The organism is Noviherbaspirillum galbum, from assembly GCF_010974945.1.
GTDB classification, from domain to species: domain Bacteria; phylum Pseudomonadota; class Gammaproteobacteria; order Burkholderiales; family Burkholderiaceae_D; genus Noviherbaspirillum; species Noviherbaspirillum galbum.
The window spans coordinates 1-20,790 of record NZ_JAAIVB010000050.1; the positions used below are offsets into that span (position 1 = coordinate 1).

General features: G+C 60.8%; 12 protein-coding genes and 1 riboswitch. Of the genes, 11 read left to right on the forward strand and 1 reads right to left on the reverse strand.

Features of this window, described 5'->3' with window-relative positions; all coding sequences use genetic code 11:
- The 8 genes from G3574_RS15280 to G3574_RS15315 form a co-directional block, all read left to right on the forward strand.
- Positions 1-270: hypothetical protein (locus G3574_RS15280; protein WP_163964746.1), on the forward strand; the 270-nt coding region annotated here is incomplete at its 5' end.
- A 90-nt stretch (positions 271-360) separates the two neighbouring features.
- Entirely contained in the window at positions 361-1,965 is a 1,605-nt protein-coding gene (locus tag G3574_RS15285) for a type II and III secretion system protein family protein (protein ID WP_235953466.1), read from the forward strand.
- Between the two features lie 29 nt (positions 1,966-1,994).
- Positions 1,995-3,854, forward strand: coding sequence for an ATPase, T2SS/T4P/T4SS family (locus tag G3574_RS15290; RefSeq protein ID WP_163964751.1), 1,860 nt, complete (start codon positions 1,995-1,997; stop codon positions 3,852-3,854).
- Positions 3,851-4,711, forward strand: coding sequence for a type II secretion system F family protein (locus G3574_RS15295; protein ID WP_163964753.1), 861 nt, complete (start codon positions 3,851-3,853; stop codon positions 4,709-4,711). Before G3574_RS15290 ends, G3574_RS15295 begins: the two co-directional genes overlap by 4 nt.
- 9 nt (positions 4,712-4,720) lie before the next feature.
- A complete protein-coding gene (locus G3574_RS15300; RefSeq protein ID WP_163964756.1) occupies positions 4,721-5,674 on the forward strand; it encodes a type II secretion system F family protein in 954 nt (317 codons plus the stop codon).
- A 25-nt stretch (positions 5,675-5,699) separates the two neighbouring features.
- Positions 5,700-7,043 (forward strand): DUF192 domain-containing protein, encoded by a 1,344-nt coding sequence (locus G3574_RS15305; protein ID WP_163964757.1) that lies wholly within the window; start codon positions 5,700-5,702, stop codon positions 7,041-7,043.
- 5 nt (positions 7,044-7,048) lie between these two features.
- Positions 7,049-12,421 (forward strand): RHS repeat-associated core domain-containing protein, encoded by a 5,373-nt coding sequence (locus tag G3574_RS15310; protein WP_163964759.1) that lies wholly within the window; start codon positions 7,049-7,051, stop codon positions 12,419-12,421.
- A 10-nt stretch (positions 12,422-12,431) separates the two neighbouring features.
- Positions 12,432-13,160 carry a hypothetical protein gene (locus tag G3574_RS15315; RefSeq protein WP_163964760.1) on the forward strand — a complete coding sequence of 243 codons (729 nt, stop codon included), beginning with the start codon at positions 12,432-12,434 and terminating at the stop codon, positions 13,158-13,160.
- Positions 13,161-13,348: 188 nt separating this feature from the next.
- On the opposite strand, the gene G3574_RS15320 is transcribed toward G3574_RS15315, so the two are convergent.
- On the reverse strand, positions 13,349-13,951 hold the full coding sequence (locus tag G3574_RS15320; RefSeq protein WP_163964761.1) for a DUF1349 domain-containing protein: 603 nt from the start codon (positions 13,949-13,951) through the stop codon (positions 13,349-13,351).
- A gap of 343 nt (positions 13,952-14,294) precedes the next feature.
- Between G3574_RS15320 and G3574_RS15325 the strand changes: the two genes are divergently transcribed.
- From G3574_RS15325 to G3574_RS15335, 3 genes are all read left to right on the forward strand, one after another.
- Positions 14,295-17,618, forward strand: coding sequence for a DEAD/DEAH box helicase (locus tag G3574_RS15325; RefSeq protein ID WP_163964763.1), 3,324 nt, complete (start codon positions 14,295-14,297; stop codon positions 17,616-17,618).
- A gap of 301 nt (positions 17,619-17,919) precedes the next feature.
- Positions 17,920-19,362, forward strand: a complete 1,443-nt coding sequence (locus G3574_RS15330; protein WP_163964764.1) for a tyrosine-type recombinase/integrase — start codon at positions 17,920-17,922, stop codon at positions 19,360-19,362.
- 154 nt (positions 19,363-19,516) lie between these two features.
- A riboswitch (SAM-I-IV-variant riboswitch) is annotated at positions 19,517-19,625 on the forward strand.
- Positions 19,626-20,174: 549 nt separating this feature from the next.
- Positions 20,175-20,678, forward strand: a complete 504-nt coding sequence (locus G3574_RS15335) for an SNF2-related protein (RefSeq protein WP_163964766.1) — start codon at positions 20,175-20,177, stop codon at positions 20,676-20,678.
- Positions 20,679-20,790 lie beyond the last annotated feature (112 nt).

Sequence of the window (20,790 nt, forward strand, 5' to 3'; positions counted from 1 at the left end):
GTCATGGCCGATGCCGAACGCGGCCCTGTCGACAGGATGCGCCGTGCCGATGTGCCGGTGCTGTACGGTGGTTCGGGCGGCAGGCTTCCGCCAGAGGGATTGCAGCTTCGCCGCGAGGAGGGCGTGTTTTCGGCGTCCGCGCTTTCGAATGCCGCGTCAGGCGTGCCGGGCGCCCTGCCGTCGACACAGGCGGACGGTGCCGTTGCCCGAGGCGTGCCTGATCTCGTGCCAGCAACGGTGGCCTGGCCCGGCTCCCGCGATGGCGGGTGAGCGGCCGACATGACTACCCGCTTTTCAACCAGCCTTTGCCAATGCTTTCCTCCCGCGATTCGACGGCGTTCCGCTTCAATGAAGAATGACATGATCCACAAGCCTTTCCTTGCTTCCGCGCTTCCTCCCGCCGTCGGGTTCGACTCCATGGCACGCCGGCTAGTGACCTGGCTCTGCGCAGTATTCCTCGCCGGGTTCGGCGCACCTTCCTCAGGCGCGACGGCCATTGACACAGACACTGCGCATGCCCAGGCGCGTCCCGCCCAACCGGACCGCCGCAGGCCGGCGATCGTGCACGCCGGGAACCCCGCGCCGCGAAACGATGCGCCGCCAGGCAAGGCTGACGATCAGCCGCAGGTTCCCGAGATCGACATGTTTGTCGGCGAGTCGCGCGTCTTTCCGACGCCGGGCGTGGCACGCATCGCGGTGGGAAACGGCCAGATCCTGACGGCCGCCGCGCTCGACAGCAAGGAAACCATCATCTTCGCCAATGGCGCCGGCAGCTCCACGCTGTTCGTCTGGAACGAGGATGGCCGGCATCAGCGGATCAAGGTCAACATCATGCAGGGCGACATCACCCGGATCGCCCGCGACATCGCTGCCTTCCTGGCGAAGATTCCGCGTGCCCGCGCTTCCATCGTCGGCGACAAGGTCATCGTCGAGGGCGACAAGCTGAGCGACGCCGACCTGGCGAAGATCGAACTGCTCGGCAAGCGTTATCCGCAGATCGTCAACTTCACCAACCCGCTGGGCTGGGAGCAGATGGTGATGATGGACGTGAAGGTCGTGGAGTTCCCCCGCACCGAGCTGCGGGACATCGGCCTCAAGTGGAACGCCGCCGCCGGCGGCGCTGGCGCGGGCGTCATCTGGAGCCCGTTCCGCAGCGGCGACGGCGTCTTCCAGCTCAACATCCCGTCGCCCTCGGGCAGTGCGCTGCCGGTCGGCACTTCGCAAGTTCAGGGCGCCGCCGGCGTGCCGGCGCCTTCCGGGCTGAATGCCCTGGCCGCTGTCAATCTCGGCCTCACGGCGCAGCTCAACCTGCTGGCGCGAGATGGCCGCGCCACCATCCTGGCCGAACCCCAACTGTCGACGCGTAACGGTTCCACGGCGAGCTTCGTGGCGGGCGGCGAAATTCCCTACACCGTGGCCAGCATCACGGGCGTGACCGTCGCCTTCAAGTCTTACGGCATCAAGCTCAACGTCTCGCCCCGGGTGGACAGCACGGGCGTCATCCGCGCCAGGATCGGCGCCGAAGTCAGCGCCATCGATCCTTCCGTTTCATCGCCGGGCGGGCCGGCGCTGCTCACGCGGCGCACCGATGCCGAATTCAACGTGCACAGCGGCGAAACCATCGTCCTGTCCGGCCTGCTTCAGCGGGACAACAGCACGGACATCGACAAGGTGCCCCTGCTTGGCGACCTTCCCGTGATCGGCGCCTTGTTCCGGTCCAAGCGCTTCCAGAACAAGGAAACCGAACTGGTCGTGTTCGTGACGCCAACCCTGGTCGACAGCCACACGCCGGCCATGGCGGAGCGGGTGGATCGCACCGCCGAGCGCCTGCGGCGCGACCTCGGACGGCCTCCCTACCTGAGCGATCCGTTGCAACCCGGGCCGGACGACGCCCCCGGTCCGGTCAAGAAGGACGATGCCGCCAGCACCGTCAGCGACCCCGTCGAACTCATGATCGACGACTAAACCGCGGAACAACGAACAAGGGGAAGAACATGCTGCAGGTGGAAATCAGCCTGGTAGACGGGCCGGCGCGCCTTGTCCAGGTTCCGGACGAATGCGTCATCGGCAGGGGGGCGGGCAACGAGATTCGACTGGAAGGCTGGCGGGTATCGAAGGAACATGCACGGCTGTCCCGGTCGCCGGCCGGCGTGGTCCTGGAAGACACTGGCGGATTCGGCGGCACCACCGTCAATGGACGACGCATCGACGGGCATCATGGCCCGCTGCAGGATGGCGACGTCATCGGCATCGGTCCCTACCGGCTCAGGGTCGCCCAGATCGGCGAAGCCGCCGGCACGGGACGTGCCGTGGTGCAAGCCGCCTCCCCGGATTCCCGCTCCGATACCGCGGCCTGCCGCAATCGTCTCGCCACGGAAGAAATCCGCGCGTCGCACCGCGCGGCGGAAGTGGCACAGCGGCGGGTCTTGCGTGCCGTTGCCGGCACGCCTGAAGCGACCAAGGCTGGCTTTCCGATGGTCATCGTCCCCGATCCGACGCGCCAGGAGCAGGAAAGGGAATGGCGCAGGCGCATCCATGCCACGTTGCTCGAGACGATGGACCTGCGGCGGCAGGATGTGTCCGCGATGAGCGATGACAAGCTCCGCGCGGAGACGGATGCCCTGGTCCGGCACATCATCGCGAGCAGCGAGGACAGCATTCCCGAAGACATCGACAGGGACCTCCTGCGCAAGCAGGTGCTGGACGAAGCCGTCGGGCTCGGGCCGCTGGAAGAGTTGCTCGACGACGAAGCCATTTCCGAAATCATGGTCAACCGGCATGACGAGATCTACGTCGAACGCGCCGGCCGCCTGCAGAAGCATCCGATGAGTTTCACCGGCGACCGCGTCGTGCTCGGCGTGATCGAGCGCATCGTCGCGCCGCTCGGCCGTCGCATCGATGAAGCCTCGCCCATGGTCGACGCGCGGCTCAAGGACGGTTCCCGGGTACATGCCATCATCCCGCCGCTGGCTTTGAAAGGACCGGCCCTCACCATCCGCAAGTTCGCGAAACGCAAGCTCGACGCCGGCGACCTGGTCCGGTTTGGCGCGCTGAGCCCCGACATGGCGGCCTTCCTCGACGTCTGCGTGCGCTCGCGCAAGAACATCATCGTTTCCGGGGGCACCGGGTCGGGCAAGACCACGCTCCTGAACATCCTGTCCAATTTCATTCCCGCCGGCGAGCGCGTGATCACCGTCGAGGACGCCGCCGAGCTCAGGCTGCATCATGCGCACCTGGTCAGCCTCGAATCGCGTCCTGCCAACGCCGAAGGCAAGGGAGCGGTGAGCATCCGCGACCTCGTGAAAAACACCTTGCGGATGCGTCCCGACCGCATCGTGGTCGGCGAGTGCCGGGGCGCCGAAGCCCTCGACATGCTGCAGGCCATGAACACCGGCCACGAAGGCTCGCTGACGACCCTGCATGCCAATACGCCGCGAGACGCGCTTGCGCGCCTCGAAACCCTGGTCCTGATGGCAGGCATGGACCTCCCGCTGGCGGCGATACGAGAACAGATCGCCTCGGCAGTCGACCTCATCGTGCAGCAGACGCGCTTTGCCTGCGGCACCCGCATTGTCACCAGCATCACCGAAATCACCGGCATGGAGAGCGGCAAGATACAGTTGCAGGAGCTCTTTCGTTTCGCCAGCCGGGGATACGTCGGCCCGGACGGCAAGATCGATGGCGACTTTACCGGCTGCGACATGGTCCCCGGTTTTTACGAAGACCTGCGCGCAGCAGGCTATCCGCTGGATCTGGACATGTTCAAGCCGCCTCCAGCGCGCGTCGATCCGGGGGAACGAGTTTCCCCCGCCGACATGGAAGGCCGCCATGCAGGCTTCGGGGAGCGCGGATGAACGCATCCTTCCTGTTGCTGGCCGCCAGCATCGCGGCCTTCGTCTCGGTGGGCATGCTTGCCTGGCTTGCCGCCACGTCCGGCACGGCTGCGATGGCGAGGTACCGCGACGCCTTCACCGAACGCGCAAGCTTCCAGGTGCGGGAATTCTTCCTGTTCATCGATCCACGCGCGCTGTTCATCACGAATCTCTGCATCATGGCGCTCGGCGGCATCGCTGCCTGGACCGCGACGGGCAGCGGGGTGGCGGCCATGGCCGCGGTCTGCATGCTGGCATTGCTGCCGCGCCTGCTCTACGCCCGGATGCGGCATCGCCGCCGGCTGCGCTTCGACGAGCAGCTGCCCGATGCCTTGCTCATGCTCGCCGGCAGCATGCGCGCGGGCGTCGGCCTGAATGCCGCGCTGGCCCAGCTCGTCGCCGAGGCGTCAGTGCCCCTGCGGCAGGAATTTTCCCTGCTGCTGCGCGAACAGCGCCTTGGCGTCACGATCGAGCAATCGCTCGCAAACCTGTCCCGGCGCATGTCCACCGAAAGCACGGCTCTCGTCGTGTCCGCCATGCGCATCGCGGTGGAAACCGGCGGCGGTCTCGCCGAGACGCTGGAACGCACCTCCCAGTCTCTCCGCGGCCGTTTGCAGATGGAAGCGAAAATCCGCGCCCTGACCGCCCAGGGCAAGCTGCAGGCATGGGTGGTCGGGATGTTGCCGCTGGGATTGATGGCGGCGCTCGACAAGATGGAACCGGAAGCGATGAGCCATCTTTGGCATACCCGGGTGGGATGGGCGACGCTGGCTGTGATCGCGCTGCTGGAAGTCGCCGGCATCCATGTCATCCGCAAGATTGTCGCCATCGACGTCTGAGACAGCATCATGCAGAACGTGATCGACGCCTTACCCTCCCGCATATCGCTGATCCTGGCACTGGCCGCGGCCTGCGCCGGCATTGCCGCCGCGCTCGCCGCATGGCTGCTAGGCAAAGGACTGTCAAGCATGCCGCGGGAAGACCGCTCATACAAGGATCCGCCACCGCTTGGCTTTCGCCTTGCGTGGTGGCCGATTCGTTGCCTGAGCCACGCCATCGTGCCGATGCTGGAAAGCAGGCCGGTTGCGCCGCGCATCGCCGCCATGCGCGCCCGCCTGTGCCAGGCGGGACTGGACTACAGCCTGGATCCCGCGCAGTTCGTCGCGGCACGCCTGGTCAGCGGCATGGCCGTGGCGGCAATCGCGTGGTGGATTGCCGCCTCCCTCTCCCAAGCCAGGAACTTGGGAGAAGGCGCCGGCCTGGCAAACTGCCTCAAGGCGGCATTGCCGGGCTTCCTGTGCGGCTGGGCCTATCCCGGACTCTGGCTGCGGGACCGCCTGGCAGTGCGCCGGCGGGACGTACTGAAATCATTACCCTTCTACCTCGACATCATCACCCTCTGCGTGGAAGCGGGACTCAACATGCAGGGCGCCATGCAGCAAGCGGTTGCCAAGGGACCGCCGGGGATGCTGCGCGCGGAATTCCAGCGCGTGCAGCGCGACATCCGCGCTGGACGCGCTCGCGCCGATGCGCTGCGGGAGATGGCGGACCGCCTGAATGAAGCCGGCGTCAGGAACTTCGTCAGCGCCGTCATCCAGGCGGAACGCATGGGCATGAACCTCGGGCCGGTGCTGCGCGCCCAGGCAGACCAGCGGCGTGCGGAACGCTTCATGCGGGCCGAAAAACTGGCCATGGAAGCGCCGGTGAAGATGCTGTTGCCGCTGATTGCATTCATCTTTCCCTGCACCTTCGTCGTGCTCTTCTTCCCCATCGTCATGAAATTCCTGCACTCGGGGTTTTAGTCTCTGCCCGGAACGATACAGCACCATGAACGATGCTTTCCCAACCCCAGGCCAGGCCTGCGACGCCGCTGCCCGCATGACCGCGATGCATACCCGCACCGGCGTGCATGCGCTCGACCTGCGCAGCGCCGGCACCTTCGCCCGCCGCTTGCGGGGTCTCATGCTGGCCGCTCCCCTCGGCGCCGCGCAGGGCATGCTCATCACGCGCTGTGCCAGCGTGCATGCCTGCTTCATGAAACAAACGATCGACGTTGTTTATCTTGACCTCGCAGGCCGGGTCCTTGGCTGCGTGTCCGGTCTCAAGCCATGGCGGTTCAGCGTCGCGCCAGGCCGGCGGTCTCGCACGACCCATGCGCTGGAACTGCAGCAGGGCGCGATTGCCCGGATGGACATTCGGCCCGGCGACAGGCTGTCCCATCCATTGATCGACCCCGATCCGGAGCCAGGCGATGGGAAGCCGTTCGTCTCCCAGAGCAGTCGGATGAGCCGGGAACACGGCGCGGCGCTCGTCGAGTTCATTTCCATCGGCCCGGTACTGACCATCCTCGGACTCGCCATCCTGCAATATGCCTTGCTCTTCGTCGCGAAGAACCAGATCAACCATGCCGCCTTCATGGCCGCGCGGACCGGCAGCGTCGAAAACGCCAGCCTCGACCGGGTGCTCGAGTCGTATCAGCGGGCGCTCGTTCCCTTGTACGGCGGCGGCACCGACGACGCGCAATTGCAGGAAAGCCTGGCGAAGGTACGGGCCGACCTCGCAGATCGCAGCCTCAAGATCGAATTGCTCAATCCGGTCCAGGGGAGCTTCGATGACTGGAACGACCCGGTACTGCAGGACACCCTCGGCAAGGGAAGGCGCGTCATTCCCTACAACTGGCAGGCCCTGAAGGACCCCGCGGCCATCGGCCCGCGGTCCGGGCAGAACATCCAGGATGCCAACCTCATCAAGCTGCGGATCACGCATGGCTACCGGCTGAAGGTGCCGTTCGTGTCCACCGCCTTGCAATTCATGCTGCGCTGGGCGGACGACGGCAGCGATCCCTTCCTCAGCGGATTGTATGAGGACCGTCGCATTCCCGTCGTGACCCACGTTGCCCTGCACATGCAATCGGATGCGATCGAGCCAGACAAGCCGGTGATTGTTCCTGGCGCCGATGACGCCGACCAGCTTCATCAACCGACCTCGAACACGCTACCGGTTGCGCCGCCGAAGTGCCTGACCATCGGCTGCACCGTGATCTTCGATCCCAATGCACCTGGCGGCAACGAGTCAGGTGGTTCGGGCACGAATGGCGGCAATCGTGACCCACTATACGGCTGTCCGCCTGGCGACACGAAATGCACGCAACTATGCACCTCTGCAGGATGACCTGATTGACCTCGCACCAGACGCACCGCTACATGTTTCGCCGCACCCTGAAAAACTTCATCGGCCTCTCCGGCTTGCACATGCTGTTCGCTGCCATCCGCATGGCGATGGCGCTCCTGCTCGTCGTGCTTGCGCCCGCCGACTGCGCGCGCGCCGCTTTCCAGCTTGAAGGCGCTCCGGGGCTGGCGGCGTGCGGTCCGCATGCGGCGGGCAGCACCTGCGGGTCGGTCGGTCCCGCGGCCCAGGGCAGTGACACGGGCGTGCAGGTCGGCGCCGGCAATCCCATCAACGTCATCAATGGCAACAAGACCCAGCGCGAAGTCGACCTTCCCGCCTTGCCGGGCGAACTTGGACTCGAAATCGTGCGCCACTACAACAGCAGCGCATCCATGGTGGTCGGCCAGATCGGTGCCGGATGGCGGCTGTCGTATGAAACCGATCTCCATGTCGTCGGCAACAGCATCCAGATCCTGCAGGCGGACGGCGCGCGGCGCATCTTCGCGCGAGACCCCGCGCATCCATCATGGTGCGCCAGTCCTGATCCGGCGCATGGGCGGGTACTCGCCCGCAGGTCCGCACGGGGCGAGGAATACACATGGGAATGGCCGGATGGCCGCAAGCTGCTTTTCAATACCCGTGGCAAGCTGGAGCAGATCGTGTCGCCGAGCGGCGCCTTTGTGACGCTCACGCGCGGCCCCAGGGGAGAATTGCTCAAGGTCACCGACCCGCAGGGCAGGGAACTGCGCATGCGCTACCCCGAACCGGGGCAGGCGCGCAGGCAAGGCGGGTTTGCCGGCATCATCGCCATCGACAGTCCGCTCGGGCAATTCCGCTACGAGCATGGCAGCGAGGTGCCGGAGGCGATCAGGAAAGATCATGCCGCCGACCACCGCCAGGCGGCCGCACTGCGGGTCGCCAACCTGGTCAAGGTCTCCTACCCGACGCATTACGACGGCGACCGCAAGCCGCATCCCTATGCGGCTCACGGGATTACCGTCAGCACTTTGTCACGCAGCTATCACTACGAAGACGCGGCGGCCGGACGCCACGCGTATCTCACCGGCATCGGCATCATTGGCAGCGGCAGCGACGGCAAGCTCGTCGATCGCCGGCTGAGCACCTGGGCCTACGACAAGGCAGGCCATGCAGTCATGTCGACGCATGAGCATGACGCGGGAAAGATAACGCTCGCCTTTGTCTCGCCCAGCTTCCCGGGCGGCGCGGATGGCAAGACGGTCCTGACCGACCGGCTCGGACGGCAGACGACATACCGGCACCGGGTCATTGGCGGCGAATACCGCCTGCTGGAAGTCACCGGCACCGGCTGCGACAGTTGCGGCGATGCGAACGTGCGCTACGGCTATGACCGCATCGGCAGGCTGACCGACACCACCCGGCTCGACGCACGCGGCAGACCGGCCACGTCCCGCCGCATCGAGCGCGATGTGCTTGGCCGGATCGTCAAGATCAGCGACGTGGAGTATCGCAACGGAAAGGCGGTGGCGCCGCGCTGGCGGATACGGTATGCGTACGAGGGAAGCGGGGTTCTTCCCGCATCGATCGTGCGGCCCAGCGTGGTGCCGGGCCGCGAGTTTCAGGTCAGGCTGGAATACAACCGCTTCGGACAAGCCGTGTCGGTGCGAGAAAGCGGCTTCAGTCCGCTCGACGAGGCGGGACGGGAACAGGCTACGCCGATCACCCGTGTCACTGCTTATCGCTATGACACGATCAACGGCAAGAGCCTCCTCGCCGGGATCGCCGTGTCTGCGGACTCTGCGGACATGCATGCCAGCGATGCCGAGGTCACCTCGATCGCGTATGACGCGCAGGGGAAACATCCATTGCGCATCCTACGGCCCGGCGGGCAGCGCATCACGGTGTCCAGGCGCGACGCTGCCGGCCGGCCCGCCGTCGTCACCATGCAGGACGAGGCGCGCACCATCCGGACCGACCTCGCCTACACCCTGAGCGGCAAGGTGCAGGAACTTACCCAACGCGCCTGGCTCGCGGATGACGCTTCGACCCCAGCGAATGACGATGTGGCGGCGCCCCCGCAGGCGCTCGTCCGCAAGCTCGCGGCGCAATATGACGCCGCCGACATCCTGAGCGCAATAGCGCTGCCGACGGTCAGCTTCGCAACGCTCGCTCCCGATCCGGCGGATAGGAGCGACGTGGCGAATGATGAAAGCAAGGACGCCAATCCATCGCCAGCGCGCGCAGCCGGCTACCGGATGCAGTTCGGCGAACCAGGTAGCATGCTCGAGAACCAGCCCATCGGCATCACGCTTCCGGACGACGCGCATTCCCGGCTGTCGGCAAGGCGATGGCTGGACGACTTCGGACGGCTGGTAGGCGTCCGCTACGGCCGCCAGGATATGAGCCGGGCCAGGTATGTCGGCGCGAGCCAGCGTATTGCATCCATCATCGATCCGACCGGCGCAGTCACACAGCTGGGCTACGACACGCAAGGCAGGCTCGCCAGCCTCGTCCGCAGCGATGCCCAGGGAAGGCTGAGCGAGCGCATCGTCTTCCGTCATCTCGGACAATGGCTGGTCGCCCAGGAAAAGTTCCCCGGCAGCGGCCAGGGCTCGCCGGACAGCGCCATCCGCATGCGATACAACGCCTTCGGCCAGGTAACGCAGGAAATGCAGCAGCTCGGCGGGCAATCCGTCGCTGTCAACCATGACTATGACGAGACGGGCCGCCTTGGCAAGACCTGGCTGACCCAGCTTGCGCCGGACGGCGAGACGATCGACCTGCCTGCGGTACACATGCGTCATGCCACCAGCCCGGGCCTCAGCGACAGGCTGGATGCCATCGACGTCGGCTCCGGCTGGATCGGCACGCGCGTCGTGGTCAGGAACTTGCAGTGGATGCCAGCGGTGGCAACTGGCTGGCAATACGGCAATGGACTCCGTGTCCGTGCGGCCGTCGAACCGACAGGCAATCAACGCTGGCCCTGGCGCCTGCACGCCTATCATGATGGCGTGCATGCCTACGGTATCTCGACCGATGAAGATGGACGCATCGACAGAATCGTGCAGCAGCCTGTCGATCCGGCGCTGGCCAAGGGCGCGCACGTTTCCGCAGCAGTGGCCAACCCTTCGATGCAGGAATCGGGAATGCCTGGTTCGACGCCTTTTCCCGCCATCCCGGCGCCATGGTCACCGGATGCGGAAAGACCGGTGGACGCTGCAGGCCGCTACTTGACCCATCCAGTCAGCGGAGAGGCTGAACCGGGCCGGCTCGAACTCGTCTGGAACGCTGCCGGCCAGCTTGAGCGGGTACGGCAGGCAGGCAAGGACAAGGCCATCTATCGCTATGACGCCCAAGGCCGAAGGATCGCCAAGGCGTTGCCGGACGATCCTGCCGCAGGAAGGCGATTCATCTATGACGGCCGCCAGCTGATTGCCGAAACCGATGCGAACGGTCTGGTGACGAAGCAGTTCATTTACCTCGGCTGGCGGCCGGTGGCATGGATGGAACCGGCACGCACTTTCGTGCAACGACTGCGGCAGTTTTTCCTGGGGCCACGCATCATCTACCTGCACAGCGATCATCGAGGCGCGGTGACCGCCGCGACCGACGAGGAAGCAAAGCTGTTATGGCGGGCTGGAGTGGACGGGAACGGCAAGCTCATCATCGATGCGGAACCGAATGCACCTATCGAGCAGCCTTTGCGGTTGGTGAACCAGTACGCCGACCCTGAGACCGGCTTGAATTACAACCTGGCGCGCTACTACGATCCGCAAGCGGGGCGGTTCATCAGCCCCGATCCGGCGGGGCTGGACGGCGGCGGCACCGATTTGTATGCGTATGCCGGAGGCGACATGCTCAATGCCTTCGATCCGGATGGCTGGGCCAAGGTCTCATATTTTGCAATCACGGCCCAAGCGAATGGTATTTCACCAATCGGGGTATCTCAAGGTTTTACCAAAGCACGGTGGGCGTTTGTCATTAGCGACATTCAAGGCGGGGCAAAGGAAAACTTACTGTTTGATCCCACAGGTAACTTCGTCAAGGGGAAGCTTGATTATTCAACGCGCAAAGGCGATGCCTTTGGATGGAACAAGAACGAAGAAAGCTTTGTTGGAGATCCGGTGCAGTTACTCAAGCAGTTCTACGGGAAGAATTTGATTTCGATTAGTGAGTTCAACATCAATAACTTCAATGACGAGCAAGCAAGAGCCATATTGTCACGACTCGGATACGCGGATTCGAATGAGGCGCCAAATTGTGCAGTTGGAATACTGCCGCCTATCCAATTTGGATTTGGAGACCCAGATATCAACGTCATGATGACGAACTATAGCGCGACGAGCAAACAAAGAATTCTCAATTGCAATCCCGCCAGCCAGTTCACATTACCATTCCAAAGTGTCGAAGAAAGAAGACGTATTGCAAAGTACGAGGCTGCCGCTGAGCTAAATGAATCTCCTGCGCCTCCAGCAGTTGAAAAAGATTGCTCGGCAAATGGGTGCCCCGGGATGGCGGTAGTCATCAATGGACACACCTACCATGCATCATATGGTCGAACTCAATTTGTTGGCGAAACGTTCTTGCGAGCGTTGCAAAGTCTCGTAATCAACAATGCTGACGTACCGCCGGCATCAATGCGTCAATTGGGTATTACCGGTGACGTAGCAAGCCGAATACAAGCTGCTTTGAGAAGAAGTGGGGCAGTCGGAAGGTCGAGGGGATTTTTCGAGACATATCGAGCGCGATTCGGTACTGAATTGACCTCGGTTCAGCGAGAAGCAGCTTGGGCAGGTTTGACGATGGCGGAGCGCCATTCATTTCAAGATCAAACTGGATTCGGCGAACAAGAATTCATCGATATGTTGAGCTTCCACCCTGCTGGTGCAATCACTATTGGCGAGGGTCGAAATGCTTTTATGACCCAGGCCATTTTTACTGATGAAGTATTGAGAAATTGGCTTTTGGCAAAGTTTAAAAGCACCGATGAATATAGTTTCATTTCGAAATTATTTCTGATGGCAAACCTTCGTACCATTGAAAATATACTGGAGCTCCAAAGTCAGTTCCGAAACGATGAACGGCCGTTTTCAAGCGAATGGAAGTCAAGACAACGAGCCATCGAAGAAAATCTGGCGGCTCGCATAGCACGCTTACACAATGGAGGAGTTTATCGTCCAGGTGCAAATCAATTACCTCGGTCTCTCGCCTTTCACCCTGATGAAAGCGTGCTCACTCGCCAGTGTACAAACCAGACTGGATCACTATGCGACATTAACGGCCGATATGTGGCAAATTTCCTCGGCCTCGTTCAGGGGCGAGGAGATTGGCGAAGCCTGCGTTGCAGCGATAATCTTACGAATAATGTCGGCCTTGAAGTGACACCCCTCAAAATAAATTGAGAGCTATGCAATGAGGATTATTCAATTAATTTTGTTGACGGTGCTTTTCGTTAAATCTAGCTTTGCAGAGGCCATTCGATCATCTGACTTAAGACTTGAGCCTATGACAAAATGCCGAGGTGCTGGTCGTCCCGCGCCAAAAACAAAAGAAACTATAAGAACTGAAAGTGTCGGTGTGCCGGCAACGGGTATAGACCTGAACGGCGATGGTTGGTGCGACTGGATCATCTTTGTGCCTGCCCCAATCAATACCCAATTACCGGAATACATGGCCAAGGAGGCGATTCTGCTGGGAGGAAAAAGGGGAGCAAAGCCGTTTGGTAAGCTTGATAAAATGCGTGACTATCAACGAAAGCAGCTGCCCATCCCGAGTGGTTTAGTCATTCCGGAAGGTATCGTTGGGATGGCTCCTCCTCTAGTCGCATATTTAACAAGATCGGCCACGCCCTATTTCATGGGCATCTCCACGGCTTTTCCGTATTTTTGGTCTGATGCGGAGAGTTACTCAATCTACCGCTGGAATAATGAATTCGACATGCCTCAACAAGTAAGTGATATTGAATTTGTTACTGTCTTAGAGTTCTGGCGGCAGAAGTTCTGCATAGATAAAAAATATTCGAACGCTGAATATTTGCATCCCGACCTGCTTAACCCTGAACATCCCTTGGAAGTGTTGGTCTGCGCACCTTGGATGTCTGAGGTTTTGGGAGCAGCGAAGCAGAGAGTGGAAAGAAAATGAATTGGCGAAGAAAAGGCATATAACTAGACATCAACGCATGAATACCGCGAACCCTTGGGTCCAGCAGTTCCATTCACTAATCTAAAGACCTTAACGCGTATCAAGGCACCATAGCATGGCAGAGACTATTCGCCCATACGACAACGTATAGGCGAATTTTCCTCTACTTATAAGTGTGACAGAAATCGTTATTCGGATGCTTTGCAAGCAAAGCTGGTTGAATCAAAATTAGAGATATCAATTTTTCCGAAGTCATCGGGAGGGCGCAACTCGGCTGAGAATGGCTTTGCGGGGTCTGTCAAGCGGAGCGACCCTGTATTTACCGATACGAGCTGCCATGTATTGTCTAGTCTGGAATAGCGGAACTTAAATGTCTTCCCGCAACGCCACAGAAAGCCGCCGTGGTGATGAACCGCGAATTCTTTAGTCGATGCGCTGATTCCCGCGAAATCATCTCCGGAAGTTTCGCCGCATTTGGCGCAGAGGATGGCCTTGTCACTTGACTTGACCACCTTCAATCCACCGTCGGGTAACCGAATCGCAATCTTGAGCAGGCGGGCATGGGATTCAAGAGGCAGGTCTACGCCACTTGTCCTATCTTCGACAACGAATAAATAATCAGATCGGCCGTCGCCATCAAGGTCCGCGACTTGGAATTCGATGAGGGCTTCACTTGGTTGAAGCAGGCGTTCCAATTCTTTCGGAATGGTATTGCCGTGTAAGTTTGCCGCAAGTGTTGGAATTTGTGTTGCGAGCAGGGAGGTCGCTATAAGTGTTTTTATGTTGATCATCGAATTCTCAAGGAGAATGTATTACCGGGCTTTAGTGATCAAACTGAGCATTTGGTTCTGCTGGCAAATTGAACGTCTTACTTGAGTTCTTATCTTCAGAACAATTCCAGTTAACTGCCAAGTAAAAACAATAAACAGCAAAGACTTGCGATCTGTAATCCTCTGAAGTTGTGGCTTTCCTGCATGCCTTCATTGATGGAATGAGTTCTAAGACTTTTCTTCCTTCTGCCTCAGTCCCGCAGGTCCTGTAAATCGGTATCGACACACTCCGCCAAGCCAGCGCCACCCCTGAAGGTAAAATGGCGTCATTCTCATTTTCCCTTGGCCCGTTCCAAGGTTGACCATGACCGTTTCATACAATCATGACGACATCCTCTACTGGCTGGGCCTGCACACCGTGGGGAAGGCGCGTGGATACCGGGATGCGGTAACGCACCTGGAATGGAGGGACGCCCGCACGCTTGCCGGCGCCGTCCAGGGCACCAGGATGTCCCCGTACGCGGTGAAGGTGTCATTTCATGATGCATGGATCGAAAGCGAATGCAGTTGTCCCGTCGGCACCAATTGCAAGCATGTAGCGGCGCTGCTCGCTGCCGCCCTAGATCACCGCCTGGTAGCGCCATCGCCTGGCATCCGCCGCGAACTGGCGACCTGGCTCGAAGGCTTTCGCAACAGGCAATCGGCGCCGCCCGCCGGCGAAAAAAGACAGGCGCAGCTGAAGGCAACGCAGGCACTGGCCTATGTCGTCACGCGATCCTACTCCGGCGAGACGGAAGTGGTTTTTTTCAAGGGAAAACTGGATGGGAGCGGCGCGATACGTTCGCTGGACAGCGAGTGGAACAATGTCGAGCAGGCATTGATCAAGCCGCCGAAGTTCGTCAGCGACGAGGACATCGTTATCCTGCGAGGCTTGTGGCTGGGCCGTTCGCGGGAGTCCACTTCCGGCTATCGCCTGCTCGGCAAGACCGGCTCGGAAATTCTGGAACGGCTCCTCGGGACCGGGCGCGCCTTCGTGTTGCCGTCGGGGCAGACGATGTTTCCCATCCAGCCTTCGCCGGTGCATGCCGCCGGAGCAAGGACAGGCCGCACGGAATGGCATGTCGAAGCCGACGAACGCATGCGCCCCGCGCTGCAGGTCGATCCCGCGGCCTCGTTGATCGTCACGACCACGGAGCCATTCTGGTACTTCGACGCCGCGAGCGGGGAAGCAGGGCCGGTGTCGATGACGCTGCCTGCCCGCCAGGTTGCGGACTTCTTGTCGATGCCGCCCATTTCGCTCGACGAGGCCGCGGCTGTCGCCAGCGTGTTGTGCGATGTGGCGCCAGGGCTGCCGCTGCCGCCCGCCAGCAATGTGGACGCATTCCATATCATCGATGCCGACCCCGTTCCCCTCCTGGTCCTTGACAGCCTGCCGTTGCATTCCGCAGCCTGGACGCCCCAGTCGCGGCAGATGTTCGATTTCGCGACCGTGATCTTCGACTACGGTGGACAGCCCTTCGCCGCCCAGTCAACGTCAAACCTGTCGCGGCTCGACAGCGGCGAGATCGTGCAGATCCAGCGCAAACATGAACTCGAACTTCGATACTTCAGCCAGTTGCACGGCGCCGGGCTGCGCAAGATCGCAAAACATTCGGTGTACGGCCCCAAGCCCTTCCCCGAAGGAATGCTGGCGCCGCGCAGTGTGGAAGACTGGCCTGACTTCATGAAACAGACGGTTCCGGCATTGCGGGAGCTCGGCTGGAAGATCGACATGTCGGCGGATTTCCGCTTCAACGTCATTGAAATCGATGACATTGCCGGCGAGGCGCGACCCACCGGGGAAGGATGGTTCGAGCTTGAAATGGGCATCGCCGTCCATGACCGGACCGTGCGCCTCGAGCCCCTGCTGGCGCAATTGTTCCGCCGCGATCCGCGCTGGCTGGGCGGTGAACTCGATGCGATCGCCGATGACGAAACCGTCGAACTGAAAACGGACCGCAACGAGCGATTGCATTTGCGCGCGTCGCGCCTGAAGCCGGTCGTGCGGGTGCTGATCGATCTCTTTGATTCGTTCGGTAACGCGGACATGAAGATTTCCGCATGGGATGCGGGCCGCATGTCGATGCTCGAGCAGACGGGGCACTGGACGTTCCACGGCAATTCCTCCGCCCACGAAATCGCGCGCCGCTTATCGCAGGGCGTCGCCCCGGCCGCCGTGCCGGTGCCGCCCGCGCTTAAGGCGACCTTGCGTCCTTACCAGCAGGAGGGGCTGAACTGGATGCAGTTCCTGCGCCAGAACGATCTGGCCGGCGTGCTGGCGGACGACATGGGTCTCGGAAAGACCATCCAGACGTTGGCCCACATCCTGGCGGAGAAGGAAGCGGGGCGCCTCGACCGCCCGGCGATGGTGGTCATGCCAACCTCGCTGATGCACAATTGGAAGGACGAAGCACGGCGCTTTGCGTCGACCCTGTCCGTGCTGGAATTGCAGGGCGCCCGGCGCCGCGAGCATTTCGACCGCATCGGCGCGGCCGACCTCGTGCTGACGACCTACCCGCTACTGTGGCGCGACGCCGACGTCCTCTCGGCACAGGAATACCACTTGCTCGTGCTGGACGAGGCGCAGTATGTAAAGAATGCCTCAACCAAGGCTGCGTCGGTCCTGCGGCGGATGCGTGCGCGGCATCGGCTTTGCCTGACGGGCACTCCGCTTGAAAACCACCTTGGGGAACTTTGGTCGCAATTTGATTTTCTGCTGCCGGGCTTCCTGGGAACGCAGCAGGACTTCACCCGCCGCTGGCGTACGCCCATCGAAAAGGGTGGCGACACGGCGCGGCGCGACCTGCTTACGCGCCGCTTGCGGCCATTCATGCTGAGACGGCGCAAGGACCAGGTGGCGAAAGACCTGCCTCCCAAGACGACAATCATCCAGACCGTCGATTTGAGCGGCGCACAGCGAGACCTGTACGAGACGGTCCGCACCGCCATGCAGGAAAAAGTGCGGGCCGCCATCCAGGCGAAGGGACTCGCGCGCAGCCACATCGTGGTCCTCGATGCCTTGCTCAAGCTGAGACAGGTATGCTGCGATCCGCGACTGCTGCCCGTAACGACCGCCGGCCGGGTAAAGGAATCCGCCAAGCTTCAACAGCTCATGGAAATGCTGCCCTCGCTCATCGACGAAGGACGGCGGATCCTGGTGTTTTCGCAGTTCACCAGCATGCTCGACCTGATCGCGGCCTCGCTTGGCGACGCCGGGATAGCATTCGAAATGCTGACTGGCGAAACGGCCGACCGCGCCGCGCCCGTCAAGCGATTCATGGAAGGCAAGGCGCCGGTCTTCCTGATCAGCCTAAAAGCGGGCGGCGTCGGGCTCAATCTCACCGCGGCCGATACCGTGATTCATTATGACCCTTGGTGGAACCCGGCGGCCGAAACCCAGGCGACCGACCGCACGCATCGCATCGGGCAGGACAAGCCGGTATTCGTTTACAAGCTGATTGCGGCGGGTAGCGTGGAGGAAAAGATCGTCGCCATGCAGGAACGCAAGGCCGCGCTGGCCGACGCGATCCTGTCGGAATCAGCCACGGGCGCGGCACCGTTTACCGCGGGCGATATTGATGCACTTCTTGAGCCGATGCCCGGTGAGGAAGGCGAAGCGCCGAAGACGAGAAAGAAGCGCACGGGGTGAAAGCATGTGTTTCATCGTTAGCCGGTTTGCTTCGCAGCGGTGCGAAAAACAAAAAGGGCTACAGACTTGTGATCTGTAACCCTTTGAATTTCTTGGTCGGGGCGAGATGATTCGAACATCCGACCCCTTGCACCCCATCTCATTACTTCACCGTCCGGCAGCGTCCGGGAAAATCCGCCAAATTCCGATATACGCTGAAAAATCAGATAGTTAAATCTATGCTGTTGTCCGCTGTCGGCCAACCCGGTACACTGGGAGCCGGCGATTTTCCGGACACGCGCCGGACACGGAAAGGATCAGGATGGGAAAGCTCACTGTTCGCACCATTGAGAGCGCAAGGCCGAAAGAGAAGGCCTACAAGCTCATGGACGGAGACGGACTTCAGCTGCGGGTTGCGACCGATGGCGTCAAAACCTGGCTGGTCCGCTACATGGTCGATGGTACCGAGCGGCAGTACCGGCTGCCCAGACAGTATCGTGATACGGGCGGGGAAGGCTTTTATTCGCTGCAGGATGCCCGGGAACAGGCGGCAATGATCCGCGCCCTGGCGCGGCAGGGCATTGATTACCAGTGCCGGCTTGAAAAGGCACAGCAGGCCGAGGCGGAGCAACGACAGGCACAGGCTAAGCAGCTGGTTCAGCAGGCTGAGGCAGCCCGCATCGAAAATCTGACAGTGCAGGATCTGTTCGACGTGTGGCTGCAGGATGGCGTGCGCCGCAAGGATGGTAATGCAGAGCTACGGCGTTCATTCAATGCCGACGTACTCCCCAGAGTCGGCAGCAAGCCGGTCAGGGAGGTCTCCGAGCATGACTTCCGCGCCGTCCTGCGCGTTATGGTCAGTCGCGGCGTAAATCGCGCCGCGGTAGTCATGCGCAACAACCTGACACAGATGTTTGCCTGGGCCGAGAAGCGCCAGCCATGGCGCAGATTGCTGGCAGACGGCAATCCGATGGATCTGATCGAAATCGAAAAGATTGTCAGTCAGGACTATGACCTGAACAATCAGCGCGACCGCATTCTCTCCGGCGAGGAAATTCGCGAGCTCAGCGACATGCTGAAGCGGATGAAGGCGCAATATGACTCGGCGACAGACAAACGTACCGCTGCGCAACCTCTTGAACAGTCAGTTCAGTGCGCGATCTGGATCATGCTGTCGACACTTTGCCGGGTCGGTGAGCTGTCGATGGCGCGGTGGGAGCATATCGGTCTGGACGCAGGTGAATGGTTTATTCCACGGGAAAACGTGAAAGGAAATCTGGCCGATTTGACGGTGTACCTGTCATCATTTGCGCTTAGCCAGTTTCGTCTGTTGCACAGCCTGACTGGTCACTCTGAATGGTGCTTTCCTGCCAGGAACAAGGAAGGGCATGTCTGTGTCAAGTCAATGAGCAAACAGATTGGCGATCGCCAGGCGATGTTCAAGAAGGGGCGCGACGGCAAGGCGCGAGAGCCGATGAAGAACCGGCGGCATGATAATACCCTGGTGCTCAGCGACGGAAGAAATGGTGCATGGACACCCCACGATCTGCGGCGTACCGGCGCGACCCTGATGCAGGGTTCGGGGGTATCGCTGGAAATCATCGACCGCTGCCAGAATCATGTGCTGCCAGGAAGCAAAGTGCGCCGCCACTATCTGCATCATGATTACATGCGGGAGAAGAAGGAAGCATGGCAGATTCTCGGGGATCGGCTATCGCTGATTATTCATCCGGTAAATAATGTTGTTGTACTGCGTAAAAGCTGAGTGGTAACCGTCATCGAGGATGCCACTTGTTTATGAGTTACACCATTATGAAATAACGTAGTTAGATCCTCTCCTTTGCAAAGCCCCATATTTAAACCGTGCGTAAATCACATGAAACAGACTTGACGACCTGATAAGTCGGGGTTTATATTTGTTTGTACATTCTGAGTTGGGTCGACGCCCATGCCAACCTGCCGGACCGGGCAAGGTGGATTGCGAAATCGCAAATGTGGCTCCATCGTGGAGCAACCAAACGGAACGCGTCGGCCCTCCACTACAGGAGGGTTTTTTGTTTGTCTCTTCAAGTACTTCCGCTCAGTTTCCTGATGTAAACGGTCATCGGGCCATCAGGCCGGTCGATGGGCTGCGTTACTTGCTCCCAAACTCAGCCGGCATCCGGAGCGGATTACTTATCTGCTCTGCTATAAGGTGTGCGCAGGCGCGTGTACGTGAATACCGGCATTGCCCTGTTACATGCAGCCAAACCAGTTATCGAGTCGTCCTGTCAGACCACACCGGAATGGAGGCTGATCTGCATCGTTCTGTTGCGTGGTCCCTGAAGCAGCCTAGCATCCTGAGGAAAGTTTACGTTCCCCGACAGGACTTTGCAGTTCTGAGCCAGGCCGGAATGAAGGCAACCGGACACAAGGTTCCGCACTGGTAAAGACAGGCGCTGAGACAGGAGCATAACAGTGCCGTAACTGCATGTGTCGCATTGAGCATTCTGGTCTGGCCCGCCAAAGGGCTGGGGGGATTTGATCCGGATTGCAGCCCCCGCCACCGTGGCAAAGCTGCTAAACAGGAGAACAGTGATGAGCGTAGCGACGTCTGGACTATATCCCCACCAAGTCAGTGGCATCGAGTTTCTTAAGCAGCACGGCAGAGCAATCCTTGCTGACGATATGGGGCTTGGCAAAACCCGCCAGGCCATTGTGGCGATTAATGAAGCCTCTCCGCGGGGAATGATTCTGGTCATTTGCCCTGCTTCACTCAAGCTGAACTGGAAACGTGAAATCAGGCTCGTCGATCCCTCGGCCGCGGTCGAAGTCCTTGGCGTCAACGGACATAGTGAAGCCACGCCACGCTGGGTCGTCGTCAATTACGACATTCTTGCTAAAAATGCCGGTATGCTACGCTCGATCAACTGGGCTGGCATCATTGTCGATGAGGCGCACTTCATTAAAAATTCCAGTCAGCGGACCTCTCAGGTATTGAAGCTGACAGGGGTAACCGACGGCAAACCGACCCAGGCGGATGGCCCGAGGGCGGTCTACCTGCTGACCGGTACTCCTATGCCTAACGTAAGCGTTAGTTGAGCACCGTGGTTGACGGCGAAGTGGAAGTCAGGCGGGGACGGCGAAGGAAGGCAGTTCGCCCGCGACGTTCCAAGGCAGCAGATCATCAATGCGGTTGATTGGGTGATCGGCG

Coding starts and splice junctions, on each gene's coding strand:
- G3574_RS15330 (WP_163964764.1), top strand. CDS start 17,920: ATGGGAAAGCTCACTGTTCGCACCATTGAGAGCGCAAGGCCGAAAGAG.
- G3574_RS15335 (WP_163964766.1), top strand. CDS start 20,175: ATGAGCGTAGCGACGTCTGGACTATATCCCCACCAAGTCAGTGGCATC.
- G3574_RS15325 (WP_163964763.1), top strand. CDS start 14,295: ATGACCGTTTCATACAATCATGACGACATCCTCTACTGGCTGGGCCTG.
- G3574_RS15290 (WP_163964751.1), top strand. CDS start 1,995: ATGCTGCAGGTGGAAATCAGCCTGGTAGACGGGCCGGCGCGCCTTGTC.
- G3574_RS15315 (WP_163964760.1), top strand. CDS start 12,432: ATGAGGATTATTCAATTAATTTTGTTGACGGTGCTTTTCGTTAAATCT.
- G3574_RS15305 (WP_163964757.1), top strand. CDS start 5,700: ATGAACGATGCTTTCCCAACCCCAGGCCAGGCCTGCGACGCCGCTGCC.
- G3574_RS15285 (WP_235953466.1), top strand. CDS start 361: ATGATCCACAAGCCTTTCCTTGCTTCCGCGCTTCCTCCCGCCGTCGGG.
- G3574_RS15300 (WP_163964756.1), top strand. CDS start 4,721: ATGCAGAACGTGATCGACGCCTTACCCTCCCGCATATCGCTGATCCTG.
- G3574_RS15295 (WP_163964753.1), top strand. CDS start 3,851: ATGAACGCATCCTTCCTGTTGCTGGCCGCCAGCATCGCGGCCTTCGTC.
- G3574_RS15320 (WP_163964761.1), bottom strand. CDS start 13,951: ATGATCAACATAAAAACACTTATAGCGACCTCCCTGCTCGCAACACAA.